The 17,999-nt window shown below is 69.9% G+C and carries 13 protein-coding genes; 10 read left to right on the top strand and 3 right to left on the bottom strand.

From position 1 onward, the window contains the following. Positions 1-2: 2 nt before the first annotated feature. Both ACSHXC_RS05080 and ACSHXC_RS05075 read right to left on the bottom strand, forming a co-directional pair. Positions 3-2,753: an AAA family ATPase gene (locus ACSHXC_RS05080; protein WP_438290390.1), complete on the bottom strand. Its 2,751-nt coding sequence runs from the start codon at positions 2,751-2,753 to the stop codon at positions 3-5. A 488-nt stretch (positions 2,754-3,241) separates the two neighbouring features. Then, the gene (locus tag ACSHXC_RS05075) at positions 3,242-3,724 is read right to left on the bottom strand and encodes a flavodoxin family protein (RefSeq protein WP_438290389.1); all 483 of its coding nucleotides are present in this window, start codon (positions 3,722-3,724) and stop codon (positions 3,242-3,244) included. A 516-nt stretch (positions 3,725-4,240) separates the two neighbouring features. Between ACSHXC_RS05075 and phsA the strand changes: the two genes are divergently transcribed. From phsA to ACSHXC_RS05050, 5 genes are all read left to right on the top strand, one after another. Next, complete coding sequence (gene phsA, locus ACSHXC_RS05070; protein ID WP_438290388.1) at positions 4,241-6,151, top strand: O-aminophenol oxidase PhsA; 1,911 nt, start codon at positions 4,241-4,243, stop codon at positions 6,149-6,151. A gap of 798 nt (positions 6,152-6,949) precedes the next feature. Further along, entirely contained in the window at positions 6,950-7,375 is a 426-nt protein-coding gene (locus tag ACSHXC_RS05065; RefSeq protein ID WP_438290387.1) for a hypothetical protein, read from the top strand. Next, a complete protein-coding gene (locus ACSHXC_RS05060) occupies positions 7,372-7,677 on the top strand; it encodes a hypothetical protein (protein ID WP_438290386.1) in 306 nt (101 codons plus the stop codon). Before ACSHXC_RS05065 ends, ACSHXC_RS05060 begins: the two co-directional genes overlap by 4 nt. A 152-nt stretch (positions 7,678-7,829) precedes the next feature. Then, positions 7,830-8,723, top strand: a complete 894-nt coding sequence (locus tag ACSHXC_RS05055; protein WP_438290385.1) for a hypothetical protein — start codon at positions 7,830-7,832, stop codon at positions 8,721-8,723. A gap of 242 nt (positions 8,724-8,965) precedes the next feature. Then, on the top strand, positions 8,966-10,678 hold the full coding sequence (locus tag ACSHXC_RS05050) for a purine-cytosine permease family protein (RefSeq protein ID WP_438290384.1): 1,713 nt from the start codon (positions 8,966-8,968) through the stop codon (positions 10,676-10,678). Between the two features lie 299 nt (positions 10,679-10,977). Here ACSHXC_RS05050 and ACSHXC_RS05045 read toward each other — a convergent pair whose 3' ends face one another. After that, positions 10,978-11,925: a methionyl-tRNA formyltransferase gene (locus tag ACSHXC_RS05045; RefSeq protein ID WP_438290383.1), complete on the bottom strand. Its 948-nt coding sequence runs from the start codon at positions 11,923-11,925 to the stop codon at positions 10,978-10,980. A gap of 264 nt (positions 11,926-12,189) precedes the next feature. On the opposite strand from ACSHXC_RS05045, the gene ACSHXC_RS05040 reads away from it, so the two are divergent. From ACSHXC_RS05040 to ACSHXC_RS05020, 5 genes are all read left to right on the top strand, one after another. Further along, positions 12,190-13,557, top strand: coding sequence for a lysine N(6)-hydroxylase/L-ornithine N(5)-oxygenase family protein (locus ACSHXC_RS05040; RefSeq protein WP_438290382.1), 1,368 nt, complete (start codon positions 12,190-12,192; stop codon positions 13,555-13,557). A gap of 191 nt (positions 13,558-13,748) precedes the next feature. Next, positions 13,749-14,807 carry a FecCD family ABC transporter permease gene (locus ACSHXC_RS05035; RefSeq protein WP_438290381.1) on the top strand — a complete coding sequence of 353 codons (1,059 nt, stop codon included), beginning with the start codon at positions 13,749-13,751 and terminating at the stop codon, positions 14,805-14,807. Then, entirely contained in the window at positions 14,804-15,865 is a 1,062-nt protein-coding gene (locus tag ACSHXC_RS05030; RefSeq protein ID WP_438290380.1) for a FecCD family ABC transporter permease, read from the top strand. The genes ACSHXC_RS05035 and ACSHXC_RS05030 overlap by 4 nt, the downstream gene beginning before the upstream one ends. A gap of 40 nt (positions 15,866-15,905) precedes the next feature. Continuing rightward, positions 15,906-16,751, top strand: coding sequence for an ABC transporter ATP-binding protein (locus ACSHXC_RS05025; RefSeq protein ID WP_438290379.1), 846 nt, complete (start codon positions 15,906-15,908; stop codon positions 16,749-16,751). Between the two features lie 106 nt (positions 16,752-16,857). After that, positions 16,858-17,913 carry an ABC transporter substrate-binding protein gene (locus tag ACSHXC_RS05020; RefSeq protein WP_438290378.1) on the top strand — a complete coding sequence of 352 codons (1,056 nt, stop codon included), beginning with the start codon at positions 16,858-16,860 and terminating at the stop codon, positions 17,911-17,913. The last annotated feature ends 86 nt before the right edge of the window (positions 17,914-17,999 follow it).

Below are 17,999 nucleotides of genomic sequence, written 5' to 3'. Positions count from 1 at the left end.
CCCTAGTCGCCGCGGGTGATCCCGTCGCTGTCGGTGAGCCCGTCGCTGTCGGCGAGCCGGGCCGCGAGGCGGGTGCGCGAGTCGATGCCGAGCTTCGCGTAGAGGCGGCCGAGGTGGTACTCGACGGTCTTGACGCTGATGACGAGCTCGCGCGCCACTTGGCGGTTGGAGAGCCCGGCCGCCACGCGCCGTGCCACGGCCAGTTCTTGCGGGGTCAGCAGGGACGCATCACGCGCCGCGTGTTCCCCGGGCGCGAGACCGCAAGCCGCCAACTCCCGCTCACAGCGCTCCAGATCGGGGCGCGCGTCCAGTCGCAGGAGCAGATCCCTGGCGGCCCGCAGCTCCTCGCCCGCCCGGGTCCGCTTGCCCAAGCGGCGCAGGAACTGCCCGTGCGCGAGATGCAGCAGGCCACGCTCGAAGGGAACACTGGTGTACGCGGCATGTTCGTGGGCCGCCCGGAACTCCCGTTCCGCGCCATCCGTGTCACCACGGGCGGCCGCCAGGCCCCCGCGGCTGCGGGCCACCAGCGCGAGCGCACCGTGATGCCCCCGGGCGGCCGCCAACTCCCCATAGGGGGCGAGGGCTTGCTCGGCCCGCTCGTACGCGCCGAGCGAGGTCCAGGCGTCGGCCAGCAGATCCGGCCAGTGCAGGGCGCCGGGTTCCTCGGACTCGCCGCGCCTGCCGAGGGCGAGCAGCGGTTCCAGGGCCGCGACGACCTGTTCGGGGCTCCCGCGGGCACGGGCCAGGTGGGCCTCGGACAGAGCCGTCCACACCACGGGGTTGCGATGACCGAACAACGCGTACTCGCGGATGACCGCCACCTGGGACTCGGCGGCCTCCCACGCGCCGCGCGCCGAGTGGGCCAGCGCGGCGAGCACTCGGCAGTACAGCGCGATGTGGGGCTGATCGGTGTCGGCGGCCAGACGCACGGTCTCGTAGCAACGGGCGATCGAGTCGTCCCATCGGCCGACTCCGTACTCCGCGGACGCGAGCACCGTGGCGGTCACCACACGGAACGAGGCGGCCCGCCCGTGACTGGCGTCCAGGACGCCCGTCAAGTCCCGTGTCGCGCCCAGGAGATCATCCGTCAACTGACGCAGCGTTCCGCGCCCCAGAAGCTCTTCGAGCTGCACGGGAGAGGCCACCGCGGGGTGGGGAAGGTGCTCCAGGGCGGGGAGCGCCTCGGCGGCTCGCCCGCTCATCCCGGCCCCAGCGAGTTCGAGGTAGCGGATCATGTCCGTGGCGGTCGCCTCGGGCGCGAGTCCGCGCGCGGTCCGGGCCCACTCGGCCATGTCCCGCCCTCGCGCCATGCTCCCGTACAGGGCGGCGAACTGCCCCGCGATCCGGGCTCCCAGCGCCGGTTCGGAGGCGGTGTCGCAACGGCTCCAGGCGTCGCGCAGCAGGGCCTCGGCCCGGTCGAGGTCGAACAGCGCGAGCCGGCCCAGGAGATAGCTGCGCCACCCGCTCGCGGCGAAGGCGTGGAGCTTCTCGGCGGCCTCGGACACATCGGGGACGTCGCCCGCGAGGAGCCGGCACTCCAAGGCCTCCATGGTGAGCTGTTCGTATGCCGAGCGGTCGGCGCACAACTCGGCGGCGCTGGACAGCTGACCGGCCGCGTTCGACCACACGCCCGCGGCCGCGAGCCGCCGCCCGAGCGCGGCGAGTTCACGCGCGAGCCCGGGATCCGGCCCCACCGCCGCCCTGGCCCGGTGCCGCAGGGCGAGCGCGGTGTCGTCGGCCAACGCGGCAGCGCGCAGATGCAGCTCGGCCCGCCGCAACGGGCCGAGCTGGTGATAGACGGCGGCGTGGACCAGGGGATGCGGGAACCGTATGACCGGATCCCCGGGCCGTTCCGTCAACAGGCCTGCTGATACGGCCTGTTGGAGCGCGGGCAGCGGATCGCTCTGCCCGGCCAGCGCCGCGGCCGAGGTGAGGGAACAGTGCGCGCCGAGCACACTCGCCGCGCACACCAACGCCTGGGTTTCGGGCGTGCAGGTGATGAGCCGGGCCAGGATGAACGAGCCGAACGGCTTCGGGGCGGGCAGGGTCGCATCCAAACGCTCCAGGTCGTCCAGAAGACCGGGGCCCCCTTGTTCCAGCAGGGTCCGGGCATACAGCGGGTTCCCCGCCGTGTGGGCGTGCAGCCGGGCAGCGGCCTGCGCAGTGAGCCCGCCCAGGCCCAACTCACCTGCGAGTAGCCTGAGTTCGCATCGGTCCAGGCCTTCAAGGCGGATGTGTACGGTGTCAGAGTCCGTGCACAGGCGGCGCAGCCCCTCCGGCATGCGATGGTCGGAGAGGTCTCGCACAACCACGAGCGCCACCACACGGTCGGCGCGCAGCCGCCGCAGCGCGAAGGTGAGGGCCTTGAGCGAGGGGTGGTCCGCCCACTGCGCGTCGTCCACGGCGATGGCCACGGTGTCGCCGTCATCGCCCTGTGCTTTGTCCAGGGCGTCGAGCAGATCCGCCCCGGCCGCCGACGGGTCACCCCATTCCTCGTGGCCCGGGGTGCGCGAGCCGTCGTCGAGCAACTGCGCAAGCACCCCGAAGGCCAGGCCCGACTCGTCCTCCTCGCCTGCCGCGCACAGCACATGCGGCAGGTCGGCGAGCGCGAGGAAACGCCTCACCAGTGCGGTCTTGCCGATCCCCGCCGGGCCCTCGATCAACACCCGCTGCGGAACGCCCGTACGCGCCCGGTCCAGCGCCTGCCCGAGAAGGGTGAGCAGCTCGCCGCGCCCCACGAACGGAACATCCACGGTGCACCTCCGCACCCGGCTCACGTGGAATGATTCCGGGGAAACCGGGCGCCGTACAGGCGCGATAGGGCCATCACGTGGACGCTTCCACGTGAATGCTCTGCTTCCAGGTCGTCGATGTGTCCACGGGGCGGCTCGATGGACATCCCATGAGCAACGGACAGTTGGAACGATGTGCACGCGTCTCGGGCGCACCGTCCTCGCGACGATCGCCCCGCAAGCCGACCGTGACCTGCTGGCTGAGCACATCCGAGCCGGCTACCCCAGGTGCGCTCGGACGCCGGTCGACTCGACTGTCGGCACCCACCTGGTTCTGCTGCCCGCCGTCGGCGCGTTCGGCCGGGGCGCATCACAAGGAAATGGCTCGGCCGCGGTCGGCATTTCTGTTCCGGTTGCGGTCCAGGTGAGTCGGCCCTCCGCATCCCTCAGCCCCAGGTGAGCAACGCCGTCGGCGTGCGCGACGGCCGACGAGCGCACGGGTGGCCCCGTCAGGCCGGCCGGGACGTGGTGTGAAACCGCGCTCGCAGGCCTTCGGCGAACGTCCGCGCCGCCGCCAGGTCGTCGGCATTGGGGCGCTGCTTCCTGATACCGCCGATGGGCTTGAACGGGAGCCAGGTGTCCAACGCGCGGCACGAGAAGGCGTCGACTGCCTCGAAACCCTTCTGTTGGAGCAGCTGGAGAAGAGGGCGGGTGAAGGGCCGGAGCGGGGCTTCGGGGAATCCGCTGGTGGCGAATACGAATGCCTTGCCCCGTTGCTCCTTCGGAAGTGACCGGACGAACTCGCGCAGTCGCGGATGGAAGGCCATCGAGAAGATCCCCGAGCCGAATCCCACGAGGTCGCAGGCAGAGAGTTCTTCCAGGTCGACCTGTTCAGGGGCGACAACAGGGGCCTCAAGGACGTTTCCCATGACGTCGGCGATCCTCTTCGTGTTGCCGTGCGACACAGAGACACACACGATCATGGCCTTCATGACGACGCTCCTTTCGCTTCCAGAATTTCAGTGCAGTACCGGCCGGATCGGGTGGCCAGGCCGGAGGCCACCACCTGAACCCGACGCGCGGAGAGAAGTTCGGCCGAGTGGACTCCCGGTCGCGACAACGTGCCCGGCGGCGATCTCCCAGCAGGCCTTCTCCCTATGTGCCGCGGCGATTCGGACGTCCATAGGACACCGCCCGCCCCCAAGACCGTGACACCGCCCGACTGTGACCTGGGCCACCTTCCGGGCGGGATGTCGGATCTCCGGCGCGCGACACCGGCCGGTGTATGCGGATGCCTCGCCGTACAAGATCGGCCGGGTCGGACGGCCCGGGCTCGGCGCCGGACGACTTCGCGGGCCTTTCAACCGGATTGAGGAATTCAGTGAACTTTCGTGGCGCATCGGGCGTCTGACGGTGTGGGTGGCCGTTGACCGGGCCGCCCGACGGGGGCACCGCGCGTATTGACCCACGCGGAGGTGCACGAGACGAGAACACGGGGGTGTTCCATCTTGACCGACATCATCGAGCGCATCGCGGACCGGCTGACCGGCGAGGCGTCACCGACCGAGAAGGACGACGTGTCACCGGCTCAGCAGGACGGTGAACTGACGCCGTACATCGCGGAGTTGCCCATTCCTCCGTTGCTGCGCCCCGCCTCCGACGACGTGCGCGAGGAGACGGAGATCGCCGTACGGCCCACGTGGGTACGGCTGCATCCGCAGCTGCCGCCCACCCTGATGTGGGGCTACGGGGGCGTCGTTCCGGGACCCACCATCGAGGTGCGGCGCGGCCAGAGGGTGCGCATCGCATGGACCAACCGCGTCCCGACGGGCAGTGAGTATCCCGTCACCGCCGTCGAGGTCCCGCAGGCCACGCCCTCGCCGTCCACCGAGCCGGGGCTCGGCGGCGCGGAGCCCAGCAAGGACGTCGCGGCGCTGCCCGCCTGGACGGTGACGCACCTGCACGGCGCCCGCACCGGGGGCGGCAACGACGGCTGGGCGGACAACGCCGTGGGCTGCGGCGACGCCCAGCTCTCGGAGTACCCGAACGACCACCGAGCGGTGCAGTGGTGGTACCACGACCACGCGATGAACATCACCCGGTGGAACGTCCACACGGGCCTGTACGGCACGTATCTCCTGAGGGACGACGAGGAGGATGCACTCCAACTCCCCTCCGGTGAGCGGGAGATACCGCTCCTGCTGGCCGACCGGAACCTGGCCACGGACGAGAGCGGCCGGCTCAACGGCAGGCTGCTGCACAAGACGCTCATCGTCGACCCGAAGAACGCCGAGACGGGCAAGCCGGTGACACTGCCCTTCACCGGCCCGTACACGACGGTCAACGGCCGCATCTGGCCGTACGCCGACGTGGACCCCGCGTGGTACCGCTTCCGCCTGGTCAACGCGTCCAACGCCCGGATCTACGACCTGGTGCTCGTCGACGAGCACGACCGGCCGGTGCCGGGCGTGCTCCACCAGATCGGCAGCGACGGGGGGCTCCTGCCGAGCCCGGTGCCCGTCGACTTCGACCTCGGCCTGCCCACGCTCACCATCGCCCCGGCCGAGAGGATGGACCTCCTCATCGACTTCCGGGCGCTCGCGGGGAAGGCCGTCCGCTTCGTCAACAAGGGGCCGAACGAGGCGCCGGGCGTCCCCGACGTGGCGGGCGACGTGCGCTATCCGCAGGTCATGGAGTTCCGCGTCGGCCCGTGCGAAGACCCGGGGGAGCCGGACGACTTCGAGCTGCCGAGCGTCCTGTCCGGCTCGTTCCGCAGGATCACGCACGACGTTCAGCACGGCCACCGCCTCGTCGTGCTGACCCCGCCCGGCACGAAGGGCGGCGGCGGGCATCCGGAGATGTGGGAGATGGCCGAGGTCAAGGACACCGGGGACCTGCGGCTGCCGGCCGACGGCGTCATCCAGGTGCGCGGCGCGGACGGCTCGACCAAGACGTACCGTCGCATCGCACGCACCTTCAACGACGGCCTGGGCTTCACGATCGCCGAAGGCTCCTACGAACAGTGGAGCTTCCTCAACCTCGCGGTGAACCCGCCCGTCACGCACCCGATGCACATCCACCTGGCCGACTTCCAGATCCTCGGCCGCGACCCGTACGACGTGTCGGGGTTCGACCCGACGGTGGGCGGCACACGCAGCCCCGTGGCCGTCGACCCGCAGCGGCAGATACCCCTCGCGCCGAACGAGCACGGGTACAAGGACGTGTTCCGGGTGCCCGGCGGACAAGCCCTGCGCGTGATGGGCCGGTTCGAGGGGGCGTACGGGCGGTTCATGTACCACTGCCATCTGCTGGAGCACGAGGACATGGGGATGATGCGACCGTACGTCGTCATGCCCAAGGAGGCGATGGCGTTCGACCACGGCGCCGGACACGGCGGCCACGAGGGGCACACCGGCTGAGCCAAGGAAGCGGCCTTCTCCAAGGGGGAAGCCGGGGGAGTCCTGAAGGGATGCCCCATGACGCGCTTCGGTGCCGGCCCGATTCTTCGGACCGGCACCGAACGGGATGAGCAGCCGGGATCAGCAGGTCGTCGTGACCGTTACGCCGCTGAACGCTGTCTGCGCGTACAGGCTGACGTACCGGTATCCGGCGGTCTGGTCGGCGACGGTGGTGGCCGAGTAGGCGTCAACTCCCGTGTCTGTTACCGGAGTTGTGGGAAGAAGCGTGTCGCAAGTTGATCGTTTGACGGGTTGTCGCGAGTGGTCCGGATGGCTATGTTCGGGGCCGGTCCATCAGGAGCAAAGTTGTGTGCCTCGGGGGAAGCAAGAGAACGGCACACCGTGATCTGCCCCTCCCGTTCCTCCTGAGGCGCGCCCGTCCGCACGGCTTCGTGCGTGGCACGGCCGTGCCCGAGGAGACCTATGAAACGCAGACGTTCACCCGGCTTATCCGGACTGCGAGGAGCCCTGGCCCTGGGAGCCGGGTTCGCGCTCGTCTTCGGCGGTACCGCCGCCGCGAGCGGCCCCGCGGCCCAGACGTCCGGCAAGGCGAAGTCAACGGCGCCCCAGTGCACATTTACGCAAGGTGAATGAGCCCGTTGCGTACGGGTCGTCACGAAGCTGGACCATGTCCCCGCGGTCGGCGGGACGGCGAAGATCTCCATCGACGTCACGGCGCAGACCGACCTGTCCGGCGCCCGCGTCGAGGCGGACCTGCCCGGCACGCTGACCTGGGTCACCGCCCCCGCGGGTCTGTCGGTGCGGCATCTGGACTCAGCGGCCCCGCTGCCGCTCGGCCCGCTCGACCGCGCGCAGGGCTCCCTCACCCTCGCCCGCGGCGCGACCCGCCACTTCGAGGGCACGGTGCGAGCCGGGGCGGCCGGGGCCGCACGGGTCGACGTCCGGGTCAGCGGCGCCAAGCAGGACGGCACGGACTCCGGCGCGGACCGCACGTTCGTCACCGCCGGCGCCACCGCGGCCCAGTCCCTGCTCGGCTACCGAGCACCGGCCCAGGGAATCTCGGGCTCCACCACGGTGCCCGCGGGAGCCACCCCGCGCCGCGCCACCCCGGATCTCCCGTACAAAAAAGTGGAGTTGGCGAAGAAGGACCAGATCTCCGACGCCTCACGGCACGCCGCGGACAAGAAGAGCGGCGCCGTCCACGCGGACGCGCTGACGTGGTGACCGCCCCCAACGACATCGTGACGGTCCGCGACATGTGCGTACCGGCGAACACGAAGGCGACGATCACGGCGACGCCCTCGGATCCGAGTCAGGACGCAGAGCTGTTCCTGATGGCGTCGGACCCGGCCCAGTCGAGCACGTGGGTACAGCCCCGCGCCTTCGCGGCGGCCAAGGCCGGCGGACAGGGCCCGGGCAAGGCCGAGTCGTTCACCTACACGGCGACGGCCGGCGGTTGCTACGGCGTGGTCCTGGTGAACAGGGCGGGCAGCGGCTCCTACACCCTCACCCTGGCCAAGTCATAGCTACGAGCCCGTAGTCGACCAGGTGGTACAGAAAGCATGATCGGTGCGTACGGACCGGAAGCAGCACCGGTACGCAGCTCGGCCCGTACGCACCGCAGCTCCACCGCATGACTCCGGGGGAACATCCCTCCAAGAGGAAGGGGCGAAGAGGCATGGGAACCCGATCACGACACGGCACGTCCAACCCGGTGTCCCGCCGCTCCCGCCTCGCACCCCTGCCCCGCGCCGCCCCACCACCCCGCACCTCCGCGGGCCGGCGAACCCTGCCCAGCCTCCTGATCCCCGCCGTATCACTGGTCTTGCTGCTCGCAGGCTGCGGCACCGGCTCGGCAGGGACCTCCAAGATCACCCTGCCGAGCGGCGCCGAGACCCTGGTCCTGCGAGCCCAGCACTACCCCAGCTCACCGGCCGCGCCCGGCACGCCACTGCCGGACTACGCGCTGTACGGAGACCGAAAGATCTACACGCCGGGTCCGACAACGGGTGCTCTACCGGGGGTCCGGGTCCAGCTCCTCACCGTGCAGGCGGTCGAACGGCTCTACCGGCGAGCCCTCGACGCCGGCCTCGACCAGGCACACACGTACGGCTCGCCCGCGCCCGACGCACCGGGGCTGATCGTCACCCTCGCTGCCGCGGGAGGCACCCCGGTGACCAAAGTCTTCAAGCCGGACCCCGCCGAGAAGGGGCGCCGGGGCGACGTAGCCCGCCTGGCCGCCATGACCCCGGACCAACTGCCCCCCGCCGACCGCACAGGCGGCTCCGTCCCGTACGCCTACACCCGACTTGCCGTGACGGCGGGGATCTGGGGCTCGGGCAAGGCCCCCGAGGCCCGGCCCTGGCCACTCGGTCCGTTGGGCGACGGCGAGCAGGTCAACGGCGGCTCCTGCACGGTACTGACCGGCGCGGACCTGGACCGCGCCCGCACCCTGCTGACCTCGGCACGCCCCGACACGCTGTGGACCAGCGGGAACTCGACGTTCCGACTGCAATTCCGCCCGCTCCTGCCGGGTGAGCGGGGGTGCGGCGACCTGAAGCTGGCGGGCTGAGGCTTTGGGGGGCTTCGGGGCTGCGATCGGCACGACGTCCCTTTCCCGCACGCTGCGGGACACCGGATGGTTCGACCACTACTGCCGGTGTCCCAGAGCCCGCGTCCGTTCCGTGTGATCCGGAGTTAACCCGCGGCGGGCTCTCTTAACGCGCAGGCAATCCTGGGCGGCGGCGTGCCGTCATGTCCGGCTCCTACCTTCCGGTCCGTACCGCACACCGGACCGACGAACGGGGAGCCGCGATGACGGACACCGCCGCCGCACCATCCGCCAAGGCGGGCGCGCAGCCGCCGCCGGAGGGCGGGCCCCGGCGCAGCTACGCCAGGATGGCCGCCGACGAGAGCCGCGAGGACTACTCGCTGCGCTATGCCCCGCACTCGTTCCGGCGCTGGTCGCCCACGATGGTGGCGTCCACCGCGCTCGGCGGCATCGCCTACCTCGCTGACTTCGCGATCGGCGCATCCATCGTCTTCACCTACGGCTTCACCAGCGGGCTCGCCTCGATCCTGACCGCGGCGACGATCATCTTCGTCACCGGTGTCCCGATCGCGCGGGCCTGCGCCAAGTACGGCCTGGACATGGACCTGATCACGCGCGGGGCCGGCTTCGGCTACTTCGGGTCCACCCTCACCAGCCTCATCTATGCCTCGTTCACCTTCATCTTCTTTGCCCTCGAAGGATCGATCATGGCCCAGGCCATGCACCAGGCGATCGGACTCCCGGTCCAGGTCGGGTACTTGGTGACCACGCTCATCGTGATCCCGATCGTGTTCCGCGGAATGGGGGCGCTGGCCAAGGTGCAGGCCTGGACCCAGCCGCTCTGGATCATCGGCATGGTCCTGCCGTTCCTGGTGCTCGCCTTCGAAGCCCCGGACGCCTGGGGCGCGTTCGGCTCCTTCGGCGGCACCGAGGGCGCGGGCTCCGGCTTCTCCTGGATCGGCTTCGGGCTCGGCACGGGCGTGGCGCTCTCGCTCATCGCGCAGATCGGCGAACAGGCCGACTACCTGCGGTTCATGCCCGCCAAGACCGAGGCGAACAGGCGCCGGTGGAACCTCGCCGTGCTGGCCGCCGGACCCGGCTGGGTGATCATCGGCGCGGCCAAGCAGCTCGGCGGCGCGTTCCTCGCCTTCGTGGCCCTGGAGGCGGTCGGCAAGACGCACGCCCTGGAGCCGATCGCCCCGCAGATCGAGGCCCTGCGCCCGTGGCTCGGTTCGTTCGCGCTGCCGGCCGCCGCGCTGTTCGTGATCGTCTCGCAGGTGAAGATCAACGTGACCAACGCGTACAGCGGTTCGCTGTCCTGGTCGAACTTCTTCTCCCGGCTCACCCACCGCCACCCGGGCCGGGTCTGGTACATCTTCCTCAACCTCGCCATCGCGCTGACGCTGATGGAGATGAACATGTTCGCGGCCCTCAACAAGCTGCTCGGCTTCTACTCGAACGTGGGCATCGCCTGGATCACGGCCGTCGCCGCGGACCTCGTCATCAACAAACGGGTGGGCTGGAGCCCCAAGTACATCGAGTTCAAGAGGGCTTATCTGTACGCCGTGAACCCGGCCGGATTCGGCTCGATGGCGTTCGCCTCGGTCGTCTCCATCCTGGCCTTCTTCGGTCTGTTCGGCCGGTACGCCGAAGCCTTCTCGACCTTCATCGCGGCCGGACTCGCGCTCGTGCTGTGCCCGTTGATCGCCTGGGCCACCAAGGGCAGGTACTACCTCGCCCGCCCCAACCCGGTGAACGGACCGGAGGCGGCTGTGGCGGACGTGACGGCCACCCACAGCTGCGCGGTCTGCGAGACGGCCTACGAACTCCCGGACATCGCCGACTGCCCGGTGCAGGCCGGGCCGATCTGCTCGCTGTGCTGCTCGCTCGACGCCGAGTGCGGCGACGCCTGCCGCAAGAACCCGGCGGCAGGCCCGGTCCTGATGCCGCTGCCGACCGTGCGTACCGCGGTCTGAGGGCCGGAGTTCCGGAGGGAGCAGCGGGCGCCCCCGAGGCCGCGCGCCGTTGGCTCCGGTGCGACCGCTCACCGTCGCTTCAGCGGGTGGAGCCACCGAGTACTCTGCGGCGGCGCTGCTGCGTCCCGCGCGGCACGCAGCACCAGTAAACCCGCACAGGCCGGCCCGTTCTCGGCAGGGCGGTCAGTGCGCCGCCGCGCGGAAGGACGGTCCGCGCGGCGGCCGACACCGGTCCTCCCGGGACCGTCCGGGGCGGGCCGGTGATCAGGGGGGGGGGGGCGGCAAGAGCGCCGCCTGTGTCAGGGGCGTTCGGTGAGGTAGCCGCCCATGGACGTGAAGTACTCCGCTGCGGACAGTTCCTGGCCGTCCTCCGTCCGGACCCGGGTGATGGCCAGGCCGTGGTTGCGGCCCGTGCGGGCGTCGGCGCCGGCGACGATCGCGACACCCTCGCCCTCGCGGTAGAAGATGCGGCCCGGGGTGCCGCCGTACACGCCCTCGGACACGACGGCGGAGAGCACCTCCAGGCGCTTGCCCTGGTGGAAGGTGAAGGCCGCCGGATACGGGGCGGACTGGGCGCGGACCAGGCGCGCCAGGACTTCGGCGGGCCAGTTCCAGTTGATGCGGATGTCCTCCTCGGCCCGCTTGTGGAAGAAGCTGGCCTGCGTCCGGTCCTGCTTGGTGAACTCGGTCTGTCCGGCGGCGATCAGGTCGAGGGCGCCGATGGTGACCGGGGCGATGAGGTCGACCGTCTTGTGGAAGAGGTCGGTGGCGGTGTCCGTGGGGCCGACGGCGACCGCCTCCTGGCGCACGATGTCGCCGGCGTCGAGCACCTCGTCCATCATGTGCGCGGTTACGCCGACTTCGGACTCGCCGTTGATGAGAGCCCAGATCAGCGGCGAGAAACCGGCGTACTTGGGCAGCAGCGAGTCGTGGACGTTGAGGGTGCCGTGCTTGGGCAGGGTGTAGATGTGCGGCGGGATCCAGGTGCGCCAGTTGTTGGCGACGATGATGTCCGGGGCGGCCTCCTTCAGCCGCTGGAACAACTCGTCGTCGTCCGGGCGGTTGCGGATGACGACCGGAACGCCGTGCTCCTCGGCGAGTTCGGCGACCGAATCGCTCCAGATCTTCTCGTAGGCGTGCTCGCTCTTGGGGTGTGTCACGACCATCACGACGTCGTGCTCGGAGTCCAGGAGCGCCTTCAGGGTGCGATGGCCCCAGGTCTGATAGCCGAACATGACGACCCGCATCGGGGTTCCTCCTCAGAAGAGCGAAACAATCAGGGGTAAGTAAAGCAAGCCTTACCTAACATCGCAACGATGCCAATTCTGGGCTTGATTGACCCAAGGGTGGGCGATATGTGCGGGTTGTCTGTTCGACAGGGCTGGTCGGATCAGGTTAGCCTCACCTAAGTTCCGCTCGGCTGCCGGTCACCGGTGTGCCTGGACTGCCCCCTTTTTCCCACCCCTGACACGACGCCTGACAGGCGGCTGTCCCGCACGAACGGGAGTGACATGTCACAGGCTCTTCCTGGCGACGCACCACTGGTCCACGATCTGATCGGTATCGGCTTCGGGCCGTCGAACGTCGCCATGGCGATCGCGCTGAGCGAGCACAACGCGCGCGTCGGAAGGCAGGAGGCGGTCACCGCTCACTTCTTCGAGCAGCAGCCGAGCTTCGGGTGGCACCGGGGCATGCTCATCGACGACGCCACGATGCAGGTCTCCTTCATGAAGGACCTGGTGACGCTGCGGAACCCGTCGAGCGAGTACAGCTTCCTCTGCTACCTGCAGAGCAAGGGGCGGCTGATCGACTTCGTCAACCACAAGAACCTGTTCCCGCTCCGGGTGGAGTTCCACGACTACTTCGAGTGGGCGGCGGCCAAGGTCGACGACCTGGTCTCCTACGGCCACCAGGTCGTCTCCGTCGAACCCGTCCTGCGTGACGGCGTGGTGGAGTACCTGGACGTGACGGCTCGCTCCGGCGACGAGGTCGTCGTGCACCGCGCCCGCAATCTCGTCATCGGCACCGGACTGCGCCCGGTCATGCCCGAGGGCATCGACCGGACCGACCGCGTCTGGCACAACTCCGACCTGCTGAAGAAGGTTGACGCGCTGGAGGGCACCGAGCCCACGCGCTTCATCGTCGTCGGCGCCGGTCAGAGCGCCGCCGAGAACGTGGCCTACCTCCACCGCCGCTTCCCCGAGGCCGAGGTCTGCGCGGTCTTCTCCCGCTACGGCTACAGCCCGGCGGACGACAGCAGCTTCGCCAACCGCATCTTCGACCCCCAGGCGGTCGACGAATACTTCGCGGCGCCGGAGGACGTCAAGCGCCGGCTGATGGGCTATCACGGAAACACCAACTACTCCGTGGTGGACATCGACCTCATCGACGACCTGTACCGCCAGGCGTACCAGGAGAAGGTGCTCGGCGAGGAGCGGCTGCGCTTCCTGAACGTCTCGCGCCTGACCGCCGTCGAGGAGAGCGCCGACGGGGTCCGCGCCACCGTCAAGTCCCTGGTCACCGGCGAGGAGAGCCTGGTGGACGCCGACGTCGTCGTCTGCGCCACCGGGTATCTGGAGGCCGACGGTCTGGGCCTGCTCGGCGGGGTCGCGGACCGCTGCCACCGTGACGACCAGGGGCGCGTCCGCGTCGAGCGCGACTACCGGGTGGCGACCGACCCCGAACTGCGCTGCGCCATCTACCTCCAGGGCGGCACCGAGCACACCCACGGCATCACGTCCTCCCTGCTGTCCAACACCGCCATACGCGTCGGCGAGATCCTGGACTCGATCCTCGACCGCGACCTCAAGGACGTACCCGACGAGACGGGTGCTGTCGCGGAAGTCACCGAAGGCGGAGTCGGGCAGGCGGCCCGCTGACCGGTCCTTTGGCCCGCCGCCGTGCCTGTGGTGTTCGCACCGGCCAGGCACGGCGGCGGTGCGTACGCACCAGGCACGAGAAAGGAAGATCCGTGCTCCCTGGCACTCGCCGCCACGCCGGCGGCCCGACCTTGGGCGAGGGCGAGAGGCCCCAACGGCCCGGCGCAGACGCCCGGGTAGCCTCTGTCGACATGAGCACGACTGCAGTCCAACGACCGGCATCGTCCAGAACCGCAGGGGTACGACAGCGGCGGATCGTTGGTCTGGCGGCCGTCGTCGCCTTCCTCGTGGCCGCCGCCGTCGTCTCCATAGCCGTGGGCGCACGGGCGTTGACCCCGGCCGAGGTGTGGCACGGGCTGTTCGCGGGGGCGGACGGCGACCAGAAGGCCACGGACATCCGGCTCATCGTGCAGACCGTGCGGGTGCCCCGCACCGTGCTCGCGATCGTGGCGGGCATCGCGCTGGGTGTCGGCGGGGCGCTGATCCAGGGATTCACCCGCAATCCCATCGCGGACACCGGTCTGTTGGGAGTGAACACCGGCGCCTCGTTCGCCGTCGTGTCGGCGATCTCCGTCCTCGGGCTCACTGACCCCTTCCAGTACATCTGGTTCGCCTTCCTGGGGGCCGCGCTCGCCGGTGGCGTCGTGTTCGGGCTTTCGAGCATCGGCCGGGGCGCCGGCAACCCGCTGACGCTAGCCCTGGCCGGACAGGGGGTCACGGTGTTCCTCGCGGCGATGACGACGGCGGTCGCGCTGTCGGACAAGGCGGCTCTGAACGCGCTGCGGTTCTGGAACGTCGGCTCGGTGGCCGGTGTCCCGTTCCGCGTCATCTGGCCGATGACCGCCTTCATCGTCGTCGGACTCGTCCTGGCCCTGGCGCTCCTGCCGTCCGTCAACCTGCTCAACCTGGGTGACGACGTGGCGCGGGGGCTCGGCGTGAACATCACGCTGATCCGGACCGTCGGCATCGTCGCCATCACCCTGCTCGCGGGCGCGGCCACCGCGGCCTGCGGTCCCATCGCGTTCCTCGGGCTCATGGTGGCGCACGTGGCCCGGTACCTGGCCGGGCCCGACTACCGCTGGCTGGTGCCGTACGCGGGTCTGCTCGGCGCGGCCGTCCTGCTGGTCTGCGACATCGTCGGACGCGTCGTGGTGCGACCGGGCGAGCTGGACGCCGGCGTCCTCGTCGCCCTCCTCGGCGCCCCCTTCTTCGCCGTCCTGGTGTGGCGGGGAAAGTTCAAGAGCGCATGAACGTGACAGTGGTGAAGCCGGCCGTGGCGCCGGGTGTGCGGCTCGGCCGCGTGTCGTTCGTCTGGCGGCCCAGGGTCGTCCTGGTCACGCTGCTTTTGATGGCGGCGGCCTTCTTTCTGTTCTGCCTGTCCATCGCCGTGGGGGACTTCCCCGTCGGCCTGCCGAAGGTGATCGCCACGCTCTTCGGCGGGGGCGAGCGGGTCGACAACTTCGTGATCATGGACTTGCGCATGCCGCGAGCCCTGGCCGGACTCGTCGTGGGCGTCGCGCTCGGGGTGTCCGGGGCGCTGACCCAGTCCATCGCCCGTAATCCGCTGGCCAGTCCGGACATCCTGGGGATCACCGGAGGCGCGAGCGCGGTCGCGGTGTTCCTGGTGACGGTGTCGGGCGGTGCGGCCACCGCGGTCGTCAGCTCGGTCGGCCTGTCCGGGGCGGCGCTCGCGGGGGGTCTCGCCACGGGCCTGCTCGTCTACTTCCTGGCGTGGCGGCGCGGCGTCGACGGATTCCGGCTCATCCTCATCGGCATCTCCGTGAGCGCCGTGATGCAGGCGATCACCACCTGGCTGCTCGTCACCGCCGACATCAAGGACGTGGCGCGGGCCCAGGCCTGGCTGGTGGGCTCGTTGGACAACCGGTCGTGGGACGACGTGTCGGTGGCGCTCTGGGGCACGCTCGCCCTCATGGCCGTCGTGGTGGGCGTGGCCTTCCAGTTCAAGCCGCTGCACTTCGGCGACGACGTGGCCGCGGGCCTGGGCGTCCGGCACGCGCGGGTGCGCGCGGTGCTGCTGCTGTGCGCGGTGCTGCTGGCCGGATTCGCCGTGAGCGCGGCGGGGCCGGTCCCCTTCGTCGCCATGGTGGCGCCGCAGGTGGCGATGCGTCTGACGAAGCACCCGACACCGCCGTTGGCGGCCTCCGCCACGGTGGGAGCGCTGCTGCTGATCGGTTCGGACCTCATCGCCCGGACCGCGCTGCCGATCACCCTGCCGGTCGGCGTGGTCACCGCCGCGATCGGCGGGCCCTTCCTCATCTACCTTCTGGTGCGGGCGAACCGCCGCTAGGTGATAGAAAGGTTAGGCAAGCCTAATTTGAGGGGTAGTCATGGCCGTTGAGTACATCACCGGGATCGAGCCCGCAGTCGCCGACGTTCCGAGGCTGGCGGCCAAGGGTGTCACCGTCGGCTACGGCGACCGGACGGTCATCGACGCACTGGACGTGACGATCCCGCCAGGGGTGGTGACCACCATCATCGGCCCCAACGGCTGTGGGAAATCAACCCTGTTGAGGACCCTGTCGCGGTTGCTCAAGCCCACCCGGGGGTCGGTCGTGCTCGACGGTGAGGACATCGGCAGGCTCAAGACCAGGGACGTGGCGAAGAAGCTCGGCCTGCTGCCGCAGTCGCCGGTCGCGCCGGAGGGCCTGACCGTGGCCGACCTCGTCGCCAGGGGCCGTCACCCGCACCAGAGCTGGCTGCGGCAGTGGTCCTCGGACGATGTGTCCGTGGTGGAGCGCGCGCTGGCCCTGACGGGGGTGTCCGACCTCGCCGACCGCCCCGTCGACTCGCTGTCCGGGGGCCAGCGCCAACGCGCCTGGATCTCCATGACGCTCGCTCAGGGCACCGATCTCCTGCTGCTCGACGAGCCCACCACCTACCTGGACCTGGCGCACGCCGTCGACGTGCTCGACCTCGTCGACGACCTGCACGAGTCCGGCTGCACCGTGGTGATGGTGCTGCACGACCTCAACCTGGCCGCGCGCTACAGCGACAACCTGATCGTGATGAAGGCGGGTTCGGTCCTGGCGCAGGGGCACCCGCGCGACGTGGTGACCTCCGAGCTGCTGCACGAGGCGTTCGGCCTGCGGGCCGAGGTCATTGACGATCCGGTGGGGGACCGGCCGCTCATCGTGCCGATCGGACGTACCCACGTCCAGGGTCCGGGCAGCTGAGACGTCCGCTCTGCGACTTAGGCTAGGCTTACCTTACTAACGCAAGCTAAGGTTTGCCTGCCCTGATCCGGGCCGCAGTGGACAGCAAGAAAGCAAGGGATTCCGGATGCTCCTCGACCGAACGACACGTATGAAGCCCTGGCGGCGGCTGGCGGCGACCGTGTCCGCCGCGGCCCTCGGCGTAGGACTCCTCGCGGGGTGCGGTTCCGACTCGGCGGACCAGGGCAAGGACGACGGCGCCAACACCCCGGCCGCCGCAGGTGCCTTCCCGGTCACCGTTGAGCACGCGTTCGGGTCCACGAAGATCGACAAGGCTCCCAAGCGGGTCGTGACCGTCGGCTACACCGACGACCAGACCGTGCTCGCGTTCGGCGTCAAGCCGGTCGGCATGGTCGACCAGTACCCGAACCCGTCGGGCCAGAGCCCCGACATCAACACGCAGTGGCCCTGGGTGAAGGACAAGTGGGGCGGCGCCAAGCCCGAGGTCGTCATGCACAACGGCGACACCGGCCCCAACTTCGAGAAGATCGCCGCTCTTCGGCCCGACCTGATCGTCGCGGTCTACTCCGAGATCGACAAGGCCGCGTACGACAAGCTCTCCAAGATCGCGCCGACGGTCGGCCGCACGAAGGCCGAGAAGGAGCCGTTCAGCGCTCCCTGGCAGGACAACGCCCTTCAGATCGCCACGGCGCTCGGCAGGGCCGACGACGGCAAGAAGATGGTCCAGGGCGTCCAGGACAAGCTCGCCGGAGTGAAGAAGGCGCACCCCGAGTTCGCCAACCAGACCGCCGTCGCGCTGTCCTGGTACAAGAACTCGGTCACGCCGTTCACCACCACCGACGTACGGGGCCAGCTCCTGACCGGCATGGGCTTCAAGGGCCAGACCGAGATCGACAAGATCGCGGGGTCCAACTTCTCCACCCAGCTCTCCCCCGAGCGCATGGACCTCGTCGACGTCGACCGCGTCTTCGCCATCAACGACAAGGCCGACACGGACGCCCTGAAGAAGGACAAGCTCTTCACCAACCTGAAGGTCTACAAGGCCAACAAGGTGTCCTACCTGCTCGACAGCGAGGGTCCGGCGGCCGGTGCGGCGATGTCGCAGGCCACCCTGCTCTCCCTGCCGTACGCCATCGACCAGCTCGTCAAGTCGGTCGGCTAGGTGACCACGCAGACGCATGCCGCCCCGGCCACCCTGCGCACGACGGGTGGCCGTGAGGCGGCCGGATGGGTCGCGGCCCGCTGCCG

Origin of the sequence: Streptomyces sp. HUAS TT7 (assembly GCF_051550175.1) — a bacterium.
In the GTDB taxonomy this organism is placed as follows: Bacteria; Actinomycetota; Actinomycetes; order Streptomycetales; family Streptomycetaceae; genus Streptomyces.
This window is presented reverse-complemented; position numbering and strand designations above follow the sequence as displayed.

Coding starts and splice junctions, on each gene's coding strand:
- ACSHXC_RS05075 (WP_438290389.1), bottom strand. CDS start 3,724: ATGAAGGCCATGATCGTGTGTGTCTCTGTGTCGCACGGCAACACGAAG.
- ACSHXC_RS05055 (WP_438290385.1), top strand. CDS start 7,830: ATGGGAACCCGATCACGACACGGCACGTCCAACCCGGTGTCCCGCCGC.
- ACSHXC_RS05050 (WP_438290384.1), top strand. CDS start 8,966: ATGACGGACACCGCCGCCGCACCATCCGCCAAGGCGGGCGCGCAGCCG.
- ACSHXC_RS05045 (WP_438290383.1), bottom strand. CDS start 11,925: ATGCGGGTCGTCATGTTCGGCTATCAGACCTGGGGCCATCGCACCCTG.
- ACSHXC_RS05040 (WP_438290382.1), top strand. CDS start 12,190: ATGTCACAGGCTCTTCCTGGCGACGCACCACTGGTCCACGATCTGATC.
- ACSHXC_RS05035 (WP_438290381.1), top strand. CDS start 13,749: ATGAGCACGACTGCAGTCCAACGACCGGCATCGTCCAGAACCGCAGGG.
- ACSHXC_RS05030 (WP_438290380.1), top strand. CDS start 14,804: ATGAACGTGACAGTGGTGAAGCCGGCCGTGGCGCCGGGTGTGCGGCTC.
- ACSHXC_RS05025 (WP_438290379.1), top strand. CDS start 15,906: ATGGCCGTTGAGTACATCACCGGGATCGAGCCCGCAGTCGCCGACGTT.
- ACSHXC_RS05020 (WP_438290378.1), top strand. CDS start 16,858: ATGCTCCTCGACCGAACGACACGTATGAAGCCCTGGCGGCGGCTGGCG.